The 17,754-nt window shown below is 71.0% G+C and carries 14 protein-coding genes; 5 read left to right on the top strand and 9 right to left on the bottom strand.

Translation table 11 applies throughout. The annotated features are described in order from the left end of the window. Positions 1 to 17 precede the first annotated feature (17 nt). From KBI44_05265 to KBI44_05255, 3 genes are read right to left on the bottom strand one after another with little or no spacing between them, the layout of a single operon-like run. On the bottom strand, positions 18 to 794 hold the full coding sequence (locus tag KBI44_05265; GenBank protein MBP9143877.1) for a triose-phosphate isomerase: 777 nt from the start codon (positions 792 to 794) through the stop codon (positions 18 to 20). Continuing rightward, a complete protein-coding gene (locus KBI44_05260; GenBank protein MBP9143876.1) occupies positions 791 to 2,020 on the bottom strand; it encodes a phosphoglycerate kinase in 1,230 nt (409 codons plus the stop codon). The genes KBI44_05265 and KBI44_05260 overlap by 4 nt, the downstream gene beginning before the upstream one ends. A gap of 35 nt (positions 2,021 to 2,055) precedes the next feature. Further along, entirely contained in the window at positions 2,056 to 3,081 is a 1,026-nt protein-coding gene (locus KBI44_05255; GenBank protein MBP9143875.1) for a type I glyceraldehyde-3-phosphate dehydrogenase, read from the bottom strand. A gap of 139 nt (positions 3,082 to 3,220) precedes the next feature. Between KBI44_05255 and KBI44_05250 the strand changes: the two genes are divergently transcribed. The 4 genes from KBI44_05250 (at position 3,221) to KBI44_05235 (ending at position 8,070) form a co-directional block, all read left to right on the top strand. Then, the gene (locus KBI44_05250) at positions 3,221 to 4,840 is read left to right on the top strand and encodes a HAMP domain-containing histidine kinase (protein MBP9143874.1); all 1,620 of its coding nucleotides are present in this window, start codon (positions 3,221 to 3,223) and stop codon (positions 4,838 to 4,840) included. Next, positions 4,837 to 6,213 carry a sigma-54-dependent Fis family transcriptional regulator gene (locus KBI44_05245; GenBank protein MBP9143873.1) on the top strand — a complete coding sequence of 459 codons (1,377 nt, stop codon included), beginning with the start codon at positions 4,837 to 4,839 and terminating at the stop codon, positions 6,211 to 6,213. The genes KBI44_05250 and KBI44_05245 overlap by 4 nt, the downstream gene beginning before the upstream one ends. A 142-nt stretch (positions 6,214 to 6,355) precedes the next feature. Then, positions 6,356 to 7,183 (top strand): hypothetical protein, encoded by an 828-nt coding sequence (locus KBI44_05240; protein ID MBP9143872.1) that lies wholly within the window; start codon positions 6,356 to 6,358, stop codon positions 7,181 to 7,183. A gap of 170 nt (positions 7,184 to 7,353) precedes the next feature. Continuing rightward, positions 7,354 to 8,070 (top strand): YceI family protein, encoded by a 717-nt coding sequence (locus KBI44_05235; GenBank protein MBP9143871.1) that lies wholly within the window; start codon positions 7,354 to 7,356, stop codon positions 8,068 to 8,070. Here KBI44_05235 and KBI44_05230 read toward each other — a convergent pair. From KBI44_05230 to KBI44_05210, 5 genes are all read right to left on the bottom strand, one after another. Next, a complete protein-coding gene (locus KBI44_05230; GenBank protein ID MBP9143870.1) occupies positions 8,042 to 10,051 on the bottom strand; it encodes a glycosyltransferase in 2,010 nt (669 codons plus the stop codon). The genes KBI44_05235 and KBI44_05230 overlap by 29 nt on opposite strands. After that, positions 10,048 to 11,088, bottom strand: a complete 1,041-nt coding sequence (locus tag KBI44_05225) for a glycosyltransferase (GenBank protein MBP9143869.1) — start codon at positions 11,086 to 11,088, stop codon at positions 10,048 to 10,050. The genes KBI44_05230 and KBI44_05225 overlap by 4 nt, the downstream gene beginning before the upstream one ends. A gap of 49 nt (positions 11,089 to 11,137) precedes the next feature. Further along, on the bottom strand, positions 11,138 to 12,817 hold the full coding sequence (locus KBI44_05220; protein ID MBP9143868.1) for a SpoIIE family protein phosphatase: 1,680 nt from the start codon (positions 12,815 to 12,817) through the stop codon (positions 11,138 to 11,140). 10 nt (positions 12,818 to 12,827) lie between these two features. After that, a complete protein-coding gene (locus tag KBI44_05215) occupies positions 12,828 to 13,610 on the bottom strand; it encodes an antibiotic biosynthesis monooxygenase (protein ID MBP9143867.1) in 783 nt (260 codons plus the stop codon). Between the two features lie 72 nt (positions 13,611 to 13,682). Further along, positions 13,683 to 14,501 carry a hypothetical protein gene (locus KBI44_05210; GenBank protein MBP9143866.1) on the bottom strand — a complete coding sequence of 273 codons (819 nt, stop codon included), beginning with the start codon at positions 14,499 to 14,501 and terminating at the stop codon, positions 13,683 to 13,685. A gap of 141 nt (positions 14,502 to 14,642) precedes the next feature. Here KBI44_05210 and KBI44_05205 point away from each other — a divergent pair, with 141 nt between their 5' ends. Beyond that, positions 14,643 to 15,938, top strand: a complete 1,296-nt coding sequence (locus tag KBI44_05205) for a cytochrome C (protein MBP9143865.1) — start codon at positions 14,643 to 14,645, stop codon at positions 15,936 to 15,938. Between the two features lie 41 nt (positions 15,939 to 15,979). On the opposite strand, the gene KBI44_05200 is transcribed toward KBI44_05205, so the two are convergent. Then, a complete protein-coding gene (locus KBI44_05200) occupies positions 15,980 to 17,665 on the bottom strand; it encodes a hypothetical protein (protein MBP9143864.1) in 1,686 nt (561 codons plus the stop codon). Between the last annotated feature and the right edge of the window lie 89 nt (positions 17,666 to 17,754).

Genomic DNA, 17,754 nt, shown 5'->3' with positions numbered 1-17,754 from the left:
GAGAACCTCGGACCGCTTCAGGCGGCGAAAGAAGAGATGATAGCGAGGAATTTGCCGGCGTCAAAGCTCGCCCCTCCGACGAGACCCCCATCGATGTCCGGCATTGCGGCCAAACCCGTTGAATTATCAGGAGTTACGGACCCGCCGTAGAGTATTCTGACGGCCGAGCCGGCACCCCCCCAGAGGCCTTCCAAACGGCCGCGCAGGTGGAAATGCGCCTCCTGGGCGATTTCAGGAGTGGCGGTTTCGCCGGTGCCGATCGCCCAGACCGGCTCGTAGGCGAGGACCAGCCCCGGCAGGTCGGCGTGGGAGAGGCCGGCGAGCGGGGCGAGCTGGCGGTCGAGCACGGCGAAGGTCTCACCCCGAAGGCGTTCGTCGCGGGTCTCGCCGACGCAGAGCAGAGGCTTCAAACCCGAGCGTACCGCGGCGAGGGCTTTTTGCACCGCGAGCTCGTCGCCCTCCCCGTGGTCGTGGCGGCGCTCGCTGTGGCCGCAAAGCGCCCAGGAGCAGCCGACGTCGGCCAGCTGGAGCCCGGAGACGTCGCCGGTGTGGGCGCCCTTCCCCTCGGGGTGGAGGTCCTGGCCGCCGACGCCGATGCCGCTTCCGGCGAGCGCTTCGACCACCCCGGGCAGGAGGGGGAAGGAGGGGAGGACGGCGACCTCGCAGGCGAGGGGGAGCGCCGCAAGGAGCTTCCTGCAGAGCGCGTCGGCCTCCCAGCGCACCAGGTTCATCTTCCAGTTGCCGGCCACGAAGGGCCGGCGCGCGGCCGGGACGAAGTGCGGGTCGTGAGTCATCCGGCGGCGCCCGATCCATTGAAGCCAGCGGCCGGCCGGGCGAGCGCCGCGACGCCGGGCAGCTCTTTGCCGGCCAGGAACTCGAGCGAGGCTCCGCCGCCGGTCGAGACGTGGCCGATCTTGTCGGTTACCCCGGCCTGGTGCACTGCCGCGACCGTCTCGCCGCCGCCGATGAGGGTGAAGCCGGGGCAGGCCGCCAGGGCGAGAGCCACGGCGCGCGTCCCTTCGTCGAACGGCGGCTTCTCGAAGACGCCCAGCGGGCCGTTCCAGAACAGGGTGTGGGCGCGGGCCACCGCAGCGGCAAAGGCCTTTCGGGTCCGCGGACCGATGTCGACCGCCAGAAAATCACCCGGAATCTCCGCCGCCGCCACCGTCTGCACGACCTGCGGATTCTCGAAACTGTCCGTGGTGACGAGGTCGGTCGGCAGGAGGACCTCCGTGCCCTGCGCCGCCGCGCGCTCGAGGATCGTCCGCGCCAGGTCGAGCCGGTCGCGCTCGACGAGCGAAGCCTTGAGGTCGAGTCCCTGCGCGGCGAGGAAGGTGTTGGCCATGCCGCCGCCGACCATGAGGATGTCGAGCCGCGGCAGGAGGTTCTCGAGGGTGTCGATCTTGCCCTCGATCTTGGCACCGCCGAGAATCGCCGCGAACGGTCGCGGCGGCTCGCCCAGGAGCTTCGAGAGCGCCTCGACCTCGCGCACCATCAGCCGGCCGGCGGCGCGCCGGGCGAGGAACGGCAGCACGCCGGTGACCGAGGCGTGGGCGCGATGGGCGCTGCCGAAGGCGTCGTCGACATAGGCGGTCGCGTTGGCGGCGAGCGCCTGAGCGAAGACCGGGTCGTTCTTCTCCTCGCCGGCATGGAAGCGCAGGTTCTCGAGCAGCGCGACGTCGCCGTCGGCGAGCTTCGCGGCGACCGCTGCCGCCGGCTCGCCGATCGCATCCTCAGAGAAAAGCACCGGCCGCCCCAGAAGTGCCGCCAGACGCTCGGCCACCGGCCGCAGCGAGTACTTCAAGTTCCTCTCGCCCTTCGGCCGCCCGCAGTGCGAGCACAGAAGGAGTCGCGCCCCCGCCGCGGTGAGCTCGCGGATCGTCGGCAGCGCCTCCTCGATGCGCGTGTCGTCGGTGACCTTCCCGTCCTTCATCGGCACGTTGAAGTCGACCCGCACCAGCACGACCGTGCCGGCGAGGCGCGCAAGGTCGAGATCTTCGAGTGTCAGCAGCTGGGTCATCGGTGCTCTCCTTCGCAAGAACGTCCGAGCGGATTCTATCGGGCGGGTGGCGCCGCGAGCCGGGCGAGAAGCTCGGCTAAGCGGTTGGTGTAGCCCCATTCGTTGTCGTACCAGGCGACGACGCGCAGCAGGCGGTCGCCGGCGAGAGAAAGGAGAGGCAGATCGACGACCGCCGAGCGCCGGTCGCCGATGACGTCGGAGGAGACGAGCTCTTCGTCGGTGGTGCCGAGGATACCGGCGAGCGCTCCCTGCTCGGCGGCGCGAAAGGCGTCGGCGACGGCGTCGCGCGCGGCCGGGCGGGCGAGGCGCACCGTGAGATCGACCAGCGAGCCCGCGACCACCGGCACGCGCATCGCGAGCCCCTCGACCTTGCCGCGCATCTCCGGCATGACCTGGACGATGGAGGGAATCGCGTCCGAGGTGGTCGGGATGATGTTGGCGAGCGCCGAGCGCGCGCGGCGCGGATCGGGGTGCGCGTTGTCGACCAGGTTCTGGCTGTTGGTGACGCAGTGGACGGTGTTCATCAGCGCGTGCTCGACGCCGAAGCTCCGGTCGAGCACGAGCAGGAGCGGCGCCAGACAGTTCGTCGTGCACGAGGCGTTCGAGATCACGCGCTGCCACGACGGGTCGAGATCGCGGTCGTTGATGCCGAGGCAGACGGAGACATCCGGATCGGGCATCGTCGCCGAGACGACGACCTGCCGGACGGAGCCCCCCGGATCGCGCAGATGCCCGGCGGCGAGGTCGCGTTGCCGGAACTTCCCCGTCGCCTCGAGCACCACCTCGACGCCGTGCTCCTGCCAGTCGATCTCCAGCGGCGAGAGCGCCCGGCCGAGCGGCACCGGCCGGCCGGCGAGAAGCAGGCAGCTCTCTCGTGAAGCCACCTCGACCGGAAAGGCCCCATGCACGGTGTCGTGGCGAAGGAGGCGCGCGAGCTGCTTCGGGTCTGCCGAATCGTTGGCCGCGGCGAGCTCCAAGCCGAGCTCGGGCCGCGTCGCCGCGATCCGGATGAGCGCGCGGCCGATCCGCCCGAGGCCGTTCACTCCGAAGCGCAGGGACATGGACGAAGTCTACCGCTTCGTCTTGAAAGCGGACATCCGGTCCGCGGGCGAAAAGTGGCGGTGCGGGCCGCAGGCGGAAAGCCGGCCCGCTGCCGGCCGCGGCGAAAGAGGCACGACCCTTGCTAGATTCTCCGCGACCATGTCGCTCAGACGACGCCTCTTTCTGCTTCTCGGTGGCCTGATCTGCCTGCTGCTCGTCGGGCAGTGGCTGCTCTTCCGCGCGCTTTCCCGGGCGGTCACCGACGATGTGCGCACGGTCGCCTTCCGGGTCGGGGAGGAGATCCTCTCGGGCTTCTCCTACCGCACGGAGAGCCGGAGCCCTGCCGCCCCTGCGGGAACCGCGGCGGGCGCAGCCGCCGAGCCCGGGCCCGGGACGGCGACGCATGTCGTCGTGGTGACGACGAATGGGCCGGGCACTGTCGGCGCGCTACCGGGAGGCGATCTGCCCGGCGAGCCTTCCGGCGTCGAATGGACGACGGAGGCGGCGCCCGGCGGCGAGCCGCAGCACTTCGTGATGCGCCGCGAGATCCACTTGCAGCGGCCGGCGCCGGCAGCGGCCGGCGGCGCGGTGGGGGCCAACGCTGCCGAAGAGGGCTCCGACGCCGCGCCGGGCGACGCTGTCTTGCCGCCCGACATGCAGCTGCGCAAGATGGTGCTCGAGACCGACGCGGAGCGCGACGTGCTCTTCGTGCGCGGCCCGGAGATGAAGCGGAGGATTCCGATTCCGCACGCCGAGGTCGCCTCGACGCTCGACCGCTTCGGTACGCAGCTCCTGCTGGGGAACCTGGCGCTGCTGGCGGTGGGGCTGCTCGCGGCGGCGGTCGTCGCCCACCGGCTCACCCGGCCCCTCGCGAGCCTTTCGGCGGCGGCCGAGCGCCTGGGAAGCGGCGAGCTCGGGGCTGCCGTCGAGGTCCAGCCGGGCCCGCGCAACGACGAGATCGGCCGCACGATCGCCTCGTTCAACCGGATGTCGCAGCGTCTCGCCGACCTCGACCGCGAGAACCGCCGGCTGGCCTCCGCCGAGCAGCTCTCCGAGCTGGGCGAGGTGGCGCGCGGGCTCGCGCACTCGCTGCGCAACCCGCTGAACGCCCTCGGTCTCGCGATCGAGCAGGTCGGCGCGCCAACGGAGGTCGTCGAGGGCTCGCGGCGACAGATCCGGCGCATGGACGGCGCCCTGCGCTCCTTCCTCGCCCTGGCCTCGGCCGGTTCGGCTCAGGCCGAGCCGGTGGACGTCGCCCAGCTGGCCCGCGAGGTGGCACTCGAAGCGCTCCAGGACGGTGGCGGCCGGGTACGGATCGACGTGCAGGCTTCTGCCCAAGCCGCACCAGGTGCCGCGCCCGGTGCCAGCCGTCGGGCCGTCCCGGCCGTGGTTGCGGGTGTGCCGGCGGAGCTCAAGGCGGTGCTCCAGGCGCTCGTGGTGAATGCCGTCGAGGCGAGCCCGCCGGGCGGGCAGGTCACGATCCAGGTGGCGCCGGGCGAGTCCGGCGGCGTGTGCATCACGGTCGACGACGAGGGCGGCGGTCTTCCCGACGAGGTCCGCGCCCGTCTCTTCGAGCCCCACGTCACCACCAAGCCGCACGGCTCCGGGATGGGCCTGTTTCTCGCCCACCGTCTGGTGAGCGGGCGGTACGCCGGCGAGCTGCGGCTCGAGTCGCGCGCCGCAGGGACCGCCCGCGGCACCCGGGCCGCGCTCGAGCTCGGAGACCGTGTCGGCGACCGTTCGAATGGAACCTCGCCATGGACGCGGACAGAACGATGAACGACTTCCGCCTGCTGGTCGTCGAGGACGAGGCCGATCAGAGGACCCTCCTTGCGGGGCTCCTCTCCGCGGAGGGCTACAGCGTCGCCTGCGCGGCCTCGCTCGCCGAGGCGACCCGCGAGCTCGGGCGCGCCCCGGTCGATCTCGTGATCTCCGACTGGCGCCTTCCGGACGGCGACGGCGGCGAGCTCCTCGCCCGGGTGCGCGCCCACCATCCCGACGCCGGCTTCGTCATGGTCACGGCGTACGGCACGATCGCGCGCGCCGTGGAGGCGATCCGCAGCGGCGCCGACGACTACCTTGCGAAGCCGTTCGAGGCGCAGGCGCTCAAGCTGGCGATCGACCGCACCCTCGCGCGGCGGCGGCTCGAGCGCGAGAACCGCCGCCTCTCGGCGGAGATCGGCGACCGCGACCAACTGGTCGACCTCATCGGGCGCTCGGCGGCGATGCACACCCTCTTCGCGCGCGTCGAGCGCCTCGCCGGCACCCAGGCGACGATCCTCCTCACCGGCGAGAGTGGCACCGGCAAGGAGCTCGCGGCGCGCGCGCTGCACCAGCTCTCGCCGCGCCGCGCGCGGCCGTTCGTCGCAGTCAACTGCGCCGCGATTCCGGAGGGGCTGGTCGAGTCCGAGTTCTTCGGCGTCGAGCGCGGCGCCTTCACCGGCGCCGACCGCACGCGCGCCGGCAGATTCGAGGCCGCCGACTCCGGGACGCTCTTCCTCGACGAGATCGGAGAGCTGCCGATCGCCCTGCAGCCGAAGCTCCTGCGCGCCCTGCAGGAGGGCCGGATCACCCGCGTCGGCGGCAACAGTGAGATCGCGGTGGACGTGCGGGTGGTCGCGGCGACGAATCGCGATCTCCTCGTCGAGATCGCCGCCGGGCGCTTCCGGCAGGACCTCTTCTACCGTCTGAACGTGGTGCCGCTGGCGCTGCCGCCGCTGCGCGACCGCCGTGAGGACATCCCCCTCCTCGCCGAGCATTTCGCGGCGCGCGCGGCGCGACGCCACGGTCTCACGCAGGCGCGCTTCCCCGCTGCGGTGCGCAAGGCGCTGATCGAGTACGCCTGGCCGGGCAACGTCCGCGAGCTCGCCAACGTCGTCGAACGCCTGACGCTCCTCGCCGACGCCGGCGAGGTGAAGCTCGAGGATCTGCCGCCCGAGCTCTCCGGCCGGCCGCAGGGCGAGGGCGGCTTCCGGCTGCCGGCGCAGGGACTCTCCTGGGAGGCGCACGAGCGCGAAGCGCTGCGTCAGGCGCTCGAGCTCGCCGGCGGCAATCGCGCCCGCGCGGCGCGTCTGCTCGACCTGCCGTACAAGGCGTTCCTCTACCGGCTCGAGAAGCACGGCCTGGCGGAGCCCGAGCCGGCGGAGAGCTGAGCCGGCTCCCGAAGAGAGCAGCACCTTCCCCAAATGGGGAGGCGTATTGCGAGATTGCCGGCGATTTCATCTGGCACCGTCCTTGCCTTTGAGAAGAGTGACTGCGGCAGGGAGCCGCACAACTTTCAGAGGAGTGAAACCGATGCCCAACCGAAATCGCTGGATGGTCCCTTCCCTCACCGCCCTTCTCCTGGCGACGGCCGCCGGCCTCGCCTATGCGGCCGCGAGCGAGGCCGAAGCCGCGGGCGTCGATCTCGCGGAGGCCTCGGACGAGACCGCCGAGGTCCGTCGCAGCCAGATCAATCTGGTCCTCGACCACGACGGCAGCGCCGAGCGCCTCGAGCTCGCCAATCTTCACGAGATGGCGGTCGGCGAGAGCCGGTCGCTCGCCACCGAGAGCGGCACGCCGGTCGTCGTCACCCGCGACGAGCAGGGCTTCGAGATCGACCTCGACGGCAAGAAGATCCGCCTCATGGACCACTTCTCCGGCGAGCCCGAAGGCGGCTCGTGGACGAGCGCCGACGGCACGACGCAGTTCCACAAGCGGATCATCGTTCACGATGGCGCCGATGGCGCCGACGCCGGGGAGGGCGGGGCGAACGTCATGATCCTGCGCAACAAGGTGGCGGTGGACGAGAACGGCGCGGTGATCACAGAAAGCGCCGACGGCGACGGCGGGAGGGTGGTCGTGATGCGGCGGACTCCGGCCGGCGGCGGCGACGCCCACGCCTTCGCCTTCACCACCGAGGGCGGCGAGCTGCCGGCCCTGCCGCTCCCGGTCGAGGCGACGATCGCGCGCCTCCAGGCCTCGGCGAAGTTCCAGGAGCTCGACGAGGCGACCCGCGCCAGGGTCCTCGAGGCGTTGCGCGAGACGGCCCCGAAGGCGGGCACCTTCGTGACCGGCGAGCCGGGCGCCCGGACGATCGTTCTCGAGATCGAGGACGAGGACGGATCCGACGAATCGAACTGACGGCCTCCCGGCCACAAGAGTCGCCGTTCCCTGCGCCGCGCTCGGCTCCGGTCCCCGACCGCTGCCGGGCGCGGCGTCTCACTTTGGTCAGTTCCGCGCGCCGCCCGGGCTGTCTATCCTCCTGGATAGTGATCGCAGCTTCTCTCCCCTGCGGTCCCGGGAGCATCACGATGAGACAGAGCACTTCTGCCTGGCGGGCCGGCTGGTCGGTGACGCTCCTCTCGGTCGCGCTCGCCATGCACGGGCCGGCGCCCGCAGCGGCACTGCCGGCAGAGGCCTACGCGATCGACGCCGAACGCTCACTGTTCGCGGTCCTCACCCACAAAGCGGGGATCGGCTCGGGGCTGGCGCACGATCACCTCGTGGTGGCCCCCCGGCCGACGGTCGAGCTCCGGTTCGATCCCGCGCAGCCGGAGGCGACGAGCTTCCGCTTCACGGTCGCGGCCGAAGGGCTCGAGATCGACGCACCGGCGGCAAGGGCGGCCTGGAAGGGGCGATTCCGCGAGCTCGGCATGCACTCCGGCGAACTGCCGCCGGTCGGGGACTCGGACCGCCGGAAGGTGCGGACGGCGATGCTCGGCGCGAGCCAGCTCGACGCCGCGAAGTTCCCGGAGATCCGGGCCGAGGTCGCCGGGCTCGTGCGCCGCGCGGCGGAGCCCGCAGCCGGATGGAACGTCCGGTTGCGCCTGACGATTCGCGGCCGGACCGTCGAGCGCGAGCTGCCGGCGACCTGGAGCGCTGTTGGTGGCGACCTCTCCGCCGAGGTCGTCGGCGCCTTCCTGTTCAGCGAATTCGGCATCGAGCCCTACTCGACGATGTTCGGGGCGATCCGCAACGACGACCGCTTCCACCTCTTCGTCAGCGTCGTCGCCCGCCGAGCTCCGTGAGCCGGGCCTTCAGGCGCCAGTACGGCTCCGCCGCCCGCCAGAAGGTCGACTCGCGAATCGCGTCGAGGGTGGCGGCCTGTTCTGCCACTTTGCGCGCGAGGGCGTCGATCTCGGAGCTGTCGCGGTTGCGCAGCTGCCAATAGAGCTCGAGCGCGGCGCGCTCGGGGGCCGGAACCGGCGCCGGCACCGGCAGCGCGCGGAGAAAGGCGATGAAGGCCTCGGCGCTCCTGTGCCAGGTGAAGCGGCGGGCGGTCGCGACGCCGGACTCCGCCAGCCGCTGCCTCAGCGGCCGGTCTTCGACCAGGCGGAGGATCGCCGCCGCCAGTGCCTGTTCGTCGCCGGGCGGCACGACCAGGGCGTTGTCGTCGTGCCGGGCGTACTCCATCACGCCGCCCGAGTCGGTCAGCACGCAGGCGGCGCCGGAGGCCATCGCCTCCAGCCCGACCAGACCGAATCCCTGGAAGAGCGAGGGGTCGACGACGATGTGGGCCGTCGACAGGAGCCGGGCCACGCTGTCGCGGGAGAGGACGCCGGCGTGAGAGTGCGGGAAGTTCTCCTCCTCGAAGCGGTGGGCGCCGAAGAGGACGATCTCGACGCCGGGATGAGCGGCGACGGCGGAGAGCGCCGGCAGGAGAAAGCGGAAGCCGCGGCGCTCCTCGTAGCGCAGCATCGCCACGACGCGGATCGGGCCGCTCCCGGCCCGGTCGCCGCGCGGGTAGAAGACCTCCGGGTCGCCGCTCATCGGCACGACGGCCGGGCGGTGCCCATGGCGCTCGGCGACGAGATCGGCGAGCCAGGTCGAGATCGCGGTCATCCGCGGTACGAGGTCGTAGGTCTGCGCGACGACCTCGACCGGGTCGCCGCCGAACCAACCCTCGTAGTCCTGCAGGAAGTAGGCGGTCTTCATGCCCGGCCGGCGCGCCGCGGCCAGGGCGACCGGCGGCGCCGTCTGATAGGCGGTGGCGACGAGCACGCGAGTCTCCGGGAGGCCCTCGGGGAAACGGGCGGCCGGCAGGCGGAGGGGGGTGAAGAAGAGCTCGAGGCCGATCTCGCTCGCGACCTCCTCGAGCAGCACGACGCCGGCGTGCAAGCCTTCGAGGATGAGCGCGTTGGTGAGCTCGAGGACGTCCGCCACACCGCCGAAGACCCCCATCATCGGCAGCACGAAGAGCACGTCGAACGGCTCGGTCGAAAGCTCCCCGCGCCACGCGCAGGTCCCGGCATCGCGCAGAACGCCGAGCTCGTCCCGGCGGTTGAACTCCGCCACCTCGGTCTCGTAGAGGTGCCGCCAGCGCGCCATCAGGAGCTCGCGGTTCTTGGCGAAGCGCGCGTCGGTGTCGGAAAAGCTCGCGCCCTGGCGATGGTAGACGAAGGTGTCGTCGGCGACCACGCAGCGCCAGCCGGCGGCGCGGGCGCGGAAGTGGAAGTCGGTCTCTTCGCAGTAGCCGCGGTCGAAGGCCTCGTCGAAGACGCCAAGGGTCTGGATGAGCTCGCGCTTGACCAGGAGGCAGAAGCCGACCACCGTGGTGACGTCGGGATAGAGGCCCGGGCTGCGGCGGGCGACCTGGCGCGCGAACGAGAAGACGTCCTCGCCCGGCGGGATCGCGACCGACAGGTTCACCGCACTGTTCGACAGCGGGCAGCACATGCCGATGCCGGGCTCGCGATCGAGCCGTTCGACCATGCGCTCGAGCGCCCCGGGAGTGAGCAGGGTGTCGCTGTTCAACAGGCAGACGTAGGGCGCGTCGGAGAACAGGAGCCCGCGGTTCGCCGACTTCACGAAACCGAGGTTGACCGGATTCTCGAGCAGGGTGATGCCCTCCTGGGCGCGCAGCCACTCGGTCGTCCGGGCGTCGCTGGCGTCGTTGACCACGAGGATCCTCGCCCAGGCCGGCGCGTGGGCGCGGGCGGTGCGCAGGCAGTCGCGCGTCGCCCGCAGCGCGTTGTGGACCGGAATGACGAGGTCGAGCTTGACGGTCATCGGCCGAGCAGGCGCGCCTTGAGCCGCCACCACCGCGAGAGCAGCCGCCAGGAGCTCGAACCGTAGATCTGCTGCAGGGTCGAGAGCAGCGCGCTCTCGCGCTCGCCGGCGGCCTGAAGCTGGCGCGAGGCGTCGCCGCGAAAGGCGGTGAGCTCCGCTTCGACCCGCGCCAGCCGCCGCGAAAGCTCTTCGAGCTCGGCCGCGAGGCCTGCGGTGCGCGCGCGCTCGGCGTCGAGCTGCTCTGCGCTTGCCGCCTGTTCACTGCGCAGCAGCCAGGCCTCGTTCTGGAAGCTGTCGACGAGCGCCATCTGCGAGGTCGCGCTCTGGCGGTGCCAGTGCTTCTCGAACAGCCTCCGGCGCGCCGCTTCGGCCTCGGCACCGTGCCAGGGCGAGGTGGTGGTGGCGTTCGATTGATCGTCACGCACGCGATAGGTGGCGGTGATCTTCGCGATGCGATGGAAGCGCCCGCGCTCGGCGAGGCGGATCATGAAGTCCCAGTCCTCGAGGATGTCGAAGCTCTCGTCGTAGCGCAGGTCGGTCGCGGTGTGCATCAGCCCGATGAGCGAGATGTAGTTCGAGGACAGCAGTCGAGCGGCATCGAAAGCCTGGCCGTAGACCACCAGCCGTGGCCCCTCATGGTAGCGGCCGTCCTCGCCCAGCAGCTGCGAGACCTGCTCGACGTCGGTGTAGGCGACGCGGTAGGAGTCGCTGCCGGCGAGGAAGCGCGACAGGGTCTCGAGGTGGTCGGGGAGGAAGAGGTCGTCGTCGTCGAGATAGGCGACGAAGCGCCCGCGTGCGGCGTCGAGCCCGGCGTTCAGCGCCCGCGCCCTGCCGTGCGGGGGCACGCGGTGAAGGAGCGAGAGGCCTCCCTCTCCGGGCGGCGCCAGAATCTCCGGCGGCGGTGCCTCGCCGCCATCGGCGACCACCAGGGTCTCGAAGTCGCGGAGCGTCTGGGCGCGGAGGCTCGCGAGCGCCTCCCGCAGCAATGCCGGCCGGTCGCGTGTCCTGACGATGACGGAGACGGAGGGCGGCGCCATGGCTGGAGAGGACGCTAACACGCCGGGCGCGGCCAGTTGGAAGATGCGGTCAGGCCGGGATGGCGTCTCGGCGCAGGATGACGAGCGTCCGGTCGTCGGCGTAGGGCACGCCGCGGACGAACTCCTCGAGCGCCTGATCGAGGCCCTCCGAGATCTCCTCGAGCGGTGTGGCCCGCCGGGCGGCGACGAAAGCTTCCAGGCGCTCGAGGCCGAACTCCTCGTCGTCGGGATCGCAGGCTTCGACGATACCGTCGGTATAGAGGACCAGCAGATCCCCGGGGGCGAGGTAGCGCTCCTGCTCGGTGAAGCTCGCCTGTGCCAGCAGGCCGATCGGCGGACCGGTGGCGCCCAGCCGCTCGACGGCGCCGTCGGCACGCACGAGGAGCGCCGGATTGTGGCCGGCGTTGGTGAAGCCGAGGCGACCGTTCGAGGTACCCGCGATGTCGACCGAGACCAGGAGGGCGGTCGCGTACTTGGCGAGCGGGGTGCGGCGATAAAGCAGGTTCGAGACCAGCGGCGCGATCTCGCCCGGCGCCATGCCGTTCTGGACGGGGCTGGCGGCGAGCGCCTCGAGCGAGGCCGTCAGGAGCGCCGCGCCCATGCCCTTGCCGGAGACGTCGACGATCATGCCGAAGAGCTCGGTGTCGTCGCGGCGCAGCGTCGCCAGGTAGTAGTCGCCCGAAACGCCGCGCGACGGAACACTGCCGCCGTGCAGCGACCAGCCCGGGAGCGCGGGCAGCTCGCGCGGCAGGAGCCCTACCTGGATCGCCCGCGCGAGCTTGATCTCCTCCTCGAGCCGGCGGCGCTCGGCCGACTCCTCGACCAGGGCGATGTTGCGGATGCGCAGCGCGGCGACCGAGGCGAGCGATGTGAGGAGCTCCAGGTCGTCGGCGGTGAAGCTGCGTACATGGGCCCGCGAATCGAGCGCGATCATGCCGAGGGGACCCTGGTCGTCGAAGAGCGGCGCCGCGATCAGGCTGCGAATGCCGGACATCATGAGGCTCGCGGCATGACCGAAGCGCTCGTCGGCGGCGATGTCGCAGACCAGCGCCGCCTGGCGCTTCTCGATCACCTCTTCGTGCAGGGTGCGCGACAGCAGCGCCTCGGCGCGCGAGCCCGGGGCGCGCCGCGCCGTGGCCCGGCGGTAGCGGCCGGGGCCGTCGCGCAGCACGATGACCCCCTCCTCGGGCGCCAGCGCCTTCCAGGCGTTGTCGAGAATGAGCTCGAGCAGCTCGGGCAGCGCCATCGACCGCCCGAGAGCGCGGTGGACTTCGTTGAGCAGCTCCAGGCGATCCGCGCGCCGGCGCAGGGCGTCGGTGTCGAGGTCGCCGCCGCGCGAGCTCGAGAGCAGGTCCGCGGCACGCATGAAGACGGAGGTGCCGGGTGCGGGCGCGGAGCTGGTCGAGACCGGCCTGGGGCGTGGCGCGTCGCGGTCGGCGATGCGCTCGACCACGAGGAGGCTCGTTCCGACGCCGATCTGGTCGCCGGGAGCGAGCGGTTCACGGACGGTCACCGTCGTCGAGTTGTGGCGGGTGCCGGCGCGCGACCCCAGGTCCTCGATCCACCAGGCGCCGCCGTCGCGTACCAGCCGGGCGTGCCGGCGCGAGGCGGCGCGGTCGGCGAGCACGACGTCGCTCTCTTCGGCGCGCCCGACCAGAATCTCGTTCTGGTCGAAGGTGCGTGTGGTCGCGGAGACGGGATCGCGCACTGCGAGGACGATCTGGGACATCGACGTGCTCCTAATCCCCCTTCTTGCCGAGCGCGGGAGTGGGGCCATCCGGGTCGAGCCGCCGGCCGCGCACGAGGCGGTAGCTCGAAACCTCGAGACCGCTGCCGCCGCCCGACTCCGCGCCGTCGACGGTCAGCCGCCAGTCGTAGACCGGCGAGATCGTGCCGCGCAGGTGGGCCGTGATCTGCCCGGAGAGGCCACTCATCTCGTAGCGCACGGCGTCCTCTTCGCGGTTCCAGACGGTGATCGAGAGGATGGCGTTCGGGTCGTGGTCGCTTTCCGCGAGAAAGACGCTGCGGCACCCGGGAACGGCGCGCAACGCCGGCATGACCTTCTCGCGATAGATCGCGGCGAAGTCGCCCGGGTGATCGGCGGCGACGCGCAGCGAGACGATGCGCACGAAGGCCGAGCGGCGCTCGCCGTCCAGCGTCTCGCTGCCGCTCTCCGCCTCGACGTTGTAGCCGGAGGAGGCGATCTCGCGCAACGACGGATCCGAAGTGGCGAGCGGGTCGGTGGCCAGGCGGACGCGCCACTCGGTGCGCTCGGAGAGAAACGGCGCCGCCTCGGCCAGCAGGCGGTGATAGAGGCCCTTCTCTTCGTAGGCGCGGGCGCTCGCTGGCGAGTCCCAGATGGTCAGCGACTGGTGGGCCTCGCCGCGCCAGGGCGCGAGCAGCCCGGCGTAGATGCAGCCCGGGGTGGCGTCGAGCGCCGGGATCACCCGCTCCTCGTAGAAGCGGGTGAACGCGGCCTCTTCTGCTTCCCGTACTCGCAGCCGGATGATCCGCAGAAACATGAGCGTCTCTCCCTCCTGCCTCGACCGTGAGGAGGTCTGGAGTCTAGCCCGAATCCCGCGGCTGCCCCGGGGTCAGCTGCCGCGCCGGAGAGAGCCGAGCATCGCCTCGAAGTTGGCGCGCTCGGCCTCGACCGTCGCCCGGGGACCGGTGAACTTGAAGAACCAGTTGGCGTCGCCGCCCTGGGCGACCGCTCCGAGGAGGGCCCAGTTCTCCTTCGCCACCGCCGGTCCGCCGCTCATCGTGCCCGAGTTGTAGGTGCCGGTGGTCTCGACGAACAGCGCCGGAATGCCCTTGATGTCGCCGTTGCGCGTCTTCAACGCCGCGAGCGGGTCGCCGCCGCCCGGCTGCGTGAACTGCAGCGCCCAGCGCTGCGCGTTGTCGAGCGGCGGGCCGCCCTGGTTCGGTCCGAAGTAGAAGACCACCAGCTCGCCGTCGCCCGCAGCGCCCGGCACCTTGTACTGCGCCCGGCGCATCGGGTTCGCGGGCGGCTCGGTGACCCAGCTCGCCGGGACGTCCCAGACCAGACCGGCGGCGCCGAGGCCGCCCTGCGGATCGACCGGCGGCAGCGCGATGCCGGAGGCGTCCATCCCACCCATCCCGCCGGGCATCGCGCCAGGCATGCCGCCAGGCATCCCGCCAGCCATGCCGCCGGCCGGCGGATGCCCGGGGGGCAGCGCCACCGACGGATGTCCCGCCGGCAGCTCGCCGGCCGGGGCGCCCGGGGTCGTCTGCGTGGCCTCCGCGGCCGGAGCGCTAGCGGGCGTCTCCTGCGGGGCGTTCTGCACGTTGAGCTGTGGCTCCTTGCTGCAGGCCATCGTCGCGGTGGCCGCAGCCGCCAGGAGCGCTGCAGTCAGCACGGTCATTCCGAGAGTTCCGTTCTTGAATTCCATGTCGAGGTACTCCTTCCCGCGGCGACGATAGCAACAGTGGGTCCCGCCCTCGGCCACCCAAAGGGTCGGGGCGCGCCGACACCGGCACGCACAGCCCGTCGGGGTGGCGAAAGTCGGGCCGGTTGATACCATGATGCCAGCATGTCCGGACGCCGGCAGGGCCTTCTCGCAAGTGCCATCCCGCTGCTCTTGTGCAGCCTTCCCTTTCTTCTTCCCAGCGATGGATCGGCGCAGGAGAGCTGCCAGAGCGCGCAGTGCCACGCGACCCTCGTCCAGGGGAGCGCCGTGCACGAGGCGGCCGAGAGCTGCGACACCTGTCACGAGGCGACGGCGACGCCGCACCCACAGAAGGGAACGGCGACCTTCAAGCTCACCGACGCCGAGCCGGCGCTCTGCACCGGCTGTCACGATGCGCTCGCCGGGAAGGCCCACGTCCACGCGCCGTTCGCCGACGGCAGCTGCACGACCTGCCACTCGCCGCACGCCTCGAACACCGCCGGCCTGCTCCTCAAGCCGCAGAAGGAGCTCTGCGTCGACTGCCACTCGGAGCCGGGGGCGGCGAAGTTTCCGCACGGACCGGTCGAGGCCGGCGACTGCACCGCCTGCCACGCTCCTCACGCCTCCGACAACAAGGCGCTCCTCGCCCGGACCGGCGACGCGCTCTGCGTCGACTGTCATTCCGACGTGAGCGACCTCGTGGCGGCGAAGAAGGTCAAGCATGCGGCGCTCGACGACGGCTGCACCTCCTGTCACCAGGCGCACGGCGGCGAGCATCCGAAGCTCCTCGCCGAGGCCGGGCAGGCGCTCTGCTTCCAGTGCCATGACGACATTGCCGAGAAGGTCCAGAAGTCGCCGGTCGTGCACGCCGCCCTCGCCGCCGCGAAGGGCTGCGCCTCCTGCCACTCGCCGCACGCGGCCGACGAAAAGGGCCTTCTTCTTGAGACCGAGAAGGACGGCTGTCTCGGCTGCCACAAAGAGGTCGTGACCGCGGCGATGACGGTGCTTCACGGTCCGATCCGCGACGGCTCCTGCACCGGCTGCCACGAGCCGCACGGCGGCCAGGAGACGAAGCTCCTCGTCGAGTCGTTCCCCGCGACCGCCTACGTGCCGTACACCGATACCGCCTACGCGCTCTGCTTCACCTGCCACGAGCGCGACCTGCTCAAGTACCCGGACACCTCGTTCGCCACCGGTTTCCGCGACGGCGAGCGGAACCTCCACTTCCTGCACGTCAACAACGCGCAGAAGGGCAGGAGCTGCGTGCTCTGCCACAACCTCCACGGCGGCACGAACGACGCCCTGATCGCCGAGAGCGTGACGTTCGGCAGCTGGAAGCTGCCGCTCAAGTTCGTGCCTTCCGAAAACGGCGGCTCCTGCGCCCCCGGCTGCCACCGGCCCGCGACCTACGACCGCAAGGCGCCGGGCAAGAAGCCCTGAGGAGGGAACCGCCAGCGCGTCCGCGGACGCAGCCCGGTCGTTCAGGGAACGCTGGCGCTCCAGGCGTTCGTTGTCGCGCTCTCGAAGCCGTCAGCGAACACGAGACGCGTCAGACCGGCATCGATCGTCGCCTCGAGGACATCGATCTCCACCGGGAAAGGGTCCGTCTCGCCGGTCACCGGGTCGGCATCGCTGTCGAGGCTGTCGTCGCCGCCGACGTCCTGCGCCGTGAAACTGTAGCCGGAAGGGGCGACGAAGCGCAGGTGCCAGCTGCCCTCTTTCGGCCGCAGAAGGAACGTGCCGTCACCGCCGGTGAGCGCCGTCCGCCGCAGCACCTGCGTCGCGTCGATGAGCTCGACCGTGACGGCCGCGATCCCGGGTTCGCCGGCGTCCTGGATTCCGTCCGCATCCTGATCGTGGAAGACTCTCCCCTGCAGATCTCCCGTCACGCGATAGCGCTGCCCCTGGACGCTCCACTGCGAAGTATCGCTCGCACTCGAGCCGTTGCTGTTCCAGACCACGACGAAGTCTCCCTCCGCGTCGAGCGCCACGGAAGGCGACTGCTGAAAGCTCGAAGTGTAGGTGTTGACCTGGAACTCGCTTCCCAGGGGTACGCCGCCGGCGGAATATCGACGGCCCTGAATGCTGTAGCTCGATACGTCGCTGCCACCCGAACCGTTGCTCTCCCAGACCACCACGAAGTCGCCGTCGGCATCCGCCGCGACAGCCGGCGCCTTCTGCCGGCCGGTGGTGTAGGCGTTCACCTGGAACTCGCCACCCACGGCGGTGCCTGTCGCGGAATAGCGCTGGCCCTGGACGCTGTAGTTCAGACTGTCGCTTCCACCCGAGCCATCGCTTTGCCAGACGACGACGAAGTTCCCGGAAGGATCCGAGGCGATGGCCGGCGCGTACTGAAAGCTGGTGGTATAGGTGTTGACCTGGAACTCCCCGCCCAGCGGGGTGCCGTCCGCGGCATGGCGTTGACCCTGGATAGCGGCGGCCGAGGTGTCGCTGCCGGTCGAGCCGACGCCCTGCCAGACGACCACGAACTCCCCGGCGCTGTTGCGGACCACGGAGGGGTAGCGTTGTGAGCCGGTGGTGTAGGAGTTGACCTGGAACTCCGGCCCGAGCGCCGCGCCCGTCGCGTCGTAGCGGCGAACCTGCGCCGATTCGACTGCCGTATCGCTCCCGAACGAGCCCACGCTCTGCCAGGCGACGCCGAAGTTCCCGTCGCTGTCGAAAGCCACGGCCGGAAAGGTCTGAAAGCTGGTGGTGTAGCTGTTGACCTGGAACTGCCCGCCCTGCTCCGCTCCGGCTGCGGAGTAGCGCTGACCCTGGATACTCGGATCCAGCGTGTCGTTGCCGCTCGAACCGATGCTCTGCCAGACGACGACGAAGTTACCCGCCGCATCGACCGCGAGGGAGGGATTGCGCTGCGCACCGGTGGTGTAGCTGTTGATCTGGAACTGGCCTCCCAGCGCCGTGCCTCCCGCCGCGTAGCGTTGGCCCTGGATGCTGTAGGAGGCGACATCGCCGCTCGCGCCGTCGCTCTGCCAGACGACGACGAACTCTCCATTGGCGCCGACCGCGACGGCAGGAAAGCGCTGATTGTTGGAGGTGTAGGAATTGACCTGGAACTGTCCGCCCACCGGCAGCGGGTCGGCGGCGGACCCCGGTGCAGGAAGGGCGATCCCCAGACAAAGTACGACCCCGCATCGCTTGCGCATTGGCTCTCCCGGAGGCCCGTCCACAGAAGTTTCGGGAGGCCAAGCTAACCGTCCTTCCAGCCGCTGTCAACCGCGATCCGGGACAACTG

This window comes from Thermoanaerobaculia bacterium (assembly GCA_018057705.1).
GTDB lineage: Bacteria > Acidobacteriota > Thermoanaerobaculia > Multivoradales > JAGPDF01 > JAGPDF01.
The sequence above is the reverse complement of the archived record's forward strand: the minus strand, read 5'-3'. Positions and strand labels throughout refer to the sequence as shown.

What these genes read in the sequence shown, in the direction of transcription:
- KBI44_05260 (MBP9143876.1), bottom strand. Translation starts at nt 2,020, where the DNA reads ATGACCCAGCTGCTGACACTCGAAGATCTCGACCTTGCGCGCCTCGCC.
- KBI44_05225 (MBP9143869.1), bottom strand. Translation starts at nt 11,088, where the DNA reads ATGGCGCCGCCCTCCGTCTCCGTCATCGTCAGGACACGCGACCGGCCG.
- KBI44_05230 (MBP9143870.1), bottom strand. Translation starts at nt 10,051, where the DNA reads ATGACCGTCAAGCTCGACCTCGTCATTCCGGTCCACAACGCGCTGCGG.
- KBI44_05265 (MBP9143877.1), bottom strand. Translation starts at nt 794, where the DNA reads ATGACTCACGACCCGCACTTCGTCCCGGCCGCGCGCCGGCCCTTCGTG.
- KBI44_05220 (MBP9143868.1), bottom strand. Translation starts at nt 12,817, where the DNA reads ATGTCCCAGATCGTCCTCGCAGTGCGCGATCCCGTCTCCGCGACCACA.
- KBI44_05200 (MBP9143864.1), bottom strand. Translation starts at nt 17,665, where the DNA reads ATGCGCAAGCGATGCGGGGTCGTACTTTGTCTGGGGATCGCCCTTCCT.
- KBI44_05250 (MBP9143874.1), top strand. Translation starts at nt 3,221, where the DNA reads ATGTCGCTCAGACGACGCCTCTTTCTGCTTCTCGGTGGCCTGATCTGC.
- KBI44_05210 (MBP9143866.1), bottom strand. Translation starts at nt 14,501, where the DNA reads ATGGAATTCAAGAACGGAACTCTCGGAATGACCGTGCTGACTGCAGCG.
- KBI44_05235 (MBP9143871.1), top strand. Translation starts at nt 7,354, where the DNA reads ATGAGACAGAGCACTTCTGCCTGGCGGGCCGGCTGGTCGGTGACGCTC.
- KBI44_05240 (MBP9143872.1), top strand. Translation starts at nt 6,356, where the DNA reads ATGCCCAACCGAAATCGCTGGATGGTCCCTTCCCTCACCGCCCTTCTC.
- KBI44_05215 (MBP9143867.1), bottom strand. Translation starts at nt 13,610, where the DNA reads ATGTTTCTGCGGATCATCCGGCTGCGAGTACGGGAAGCAGAAGAGGCC.
- KBI44_05245 (MBP9143873.1), top strand. Translation starts at nt 4,837, where the DNA reads ATGAACGACTTCCGCCTGCTGGTCGTCGAGGACGAGGCCGATCAGAGG.
- KBI44_05255 (MBP9143875.1), bottom strand. Translation starts at nt 3,081, where the DNA reads ATGTCCCTGCGCTTCGGAGTGAACGGCCTCGGGCGGATCGGCCGCGCG.
- KBI44_05205 (MBP9143865.1), top strand. Translation starts at nt 14,643, where the DNA reads ATGTCCGGACGCCGGCAGGGCCTTCTCGCAAGTGCCATCCCGCTGCTC.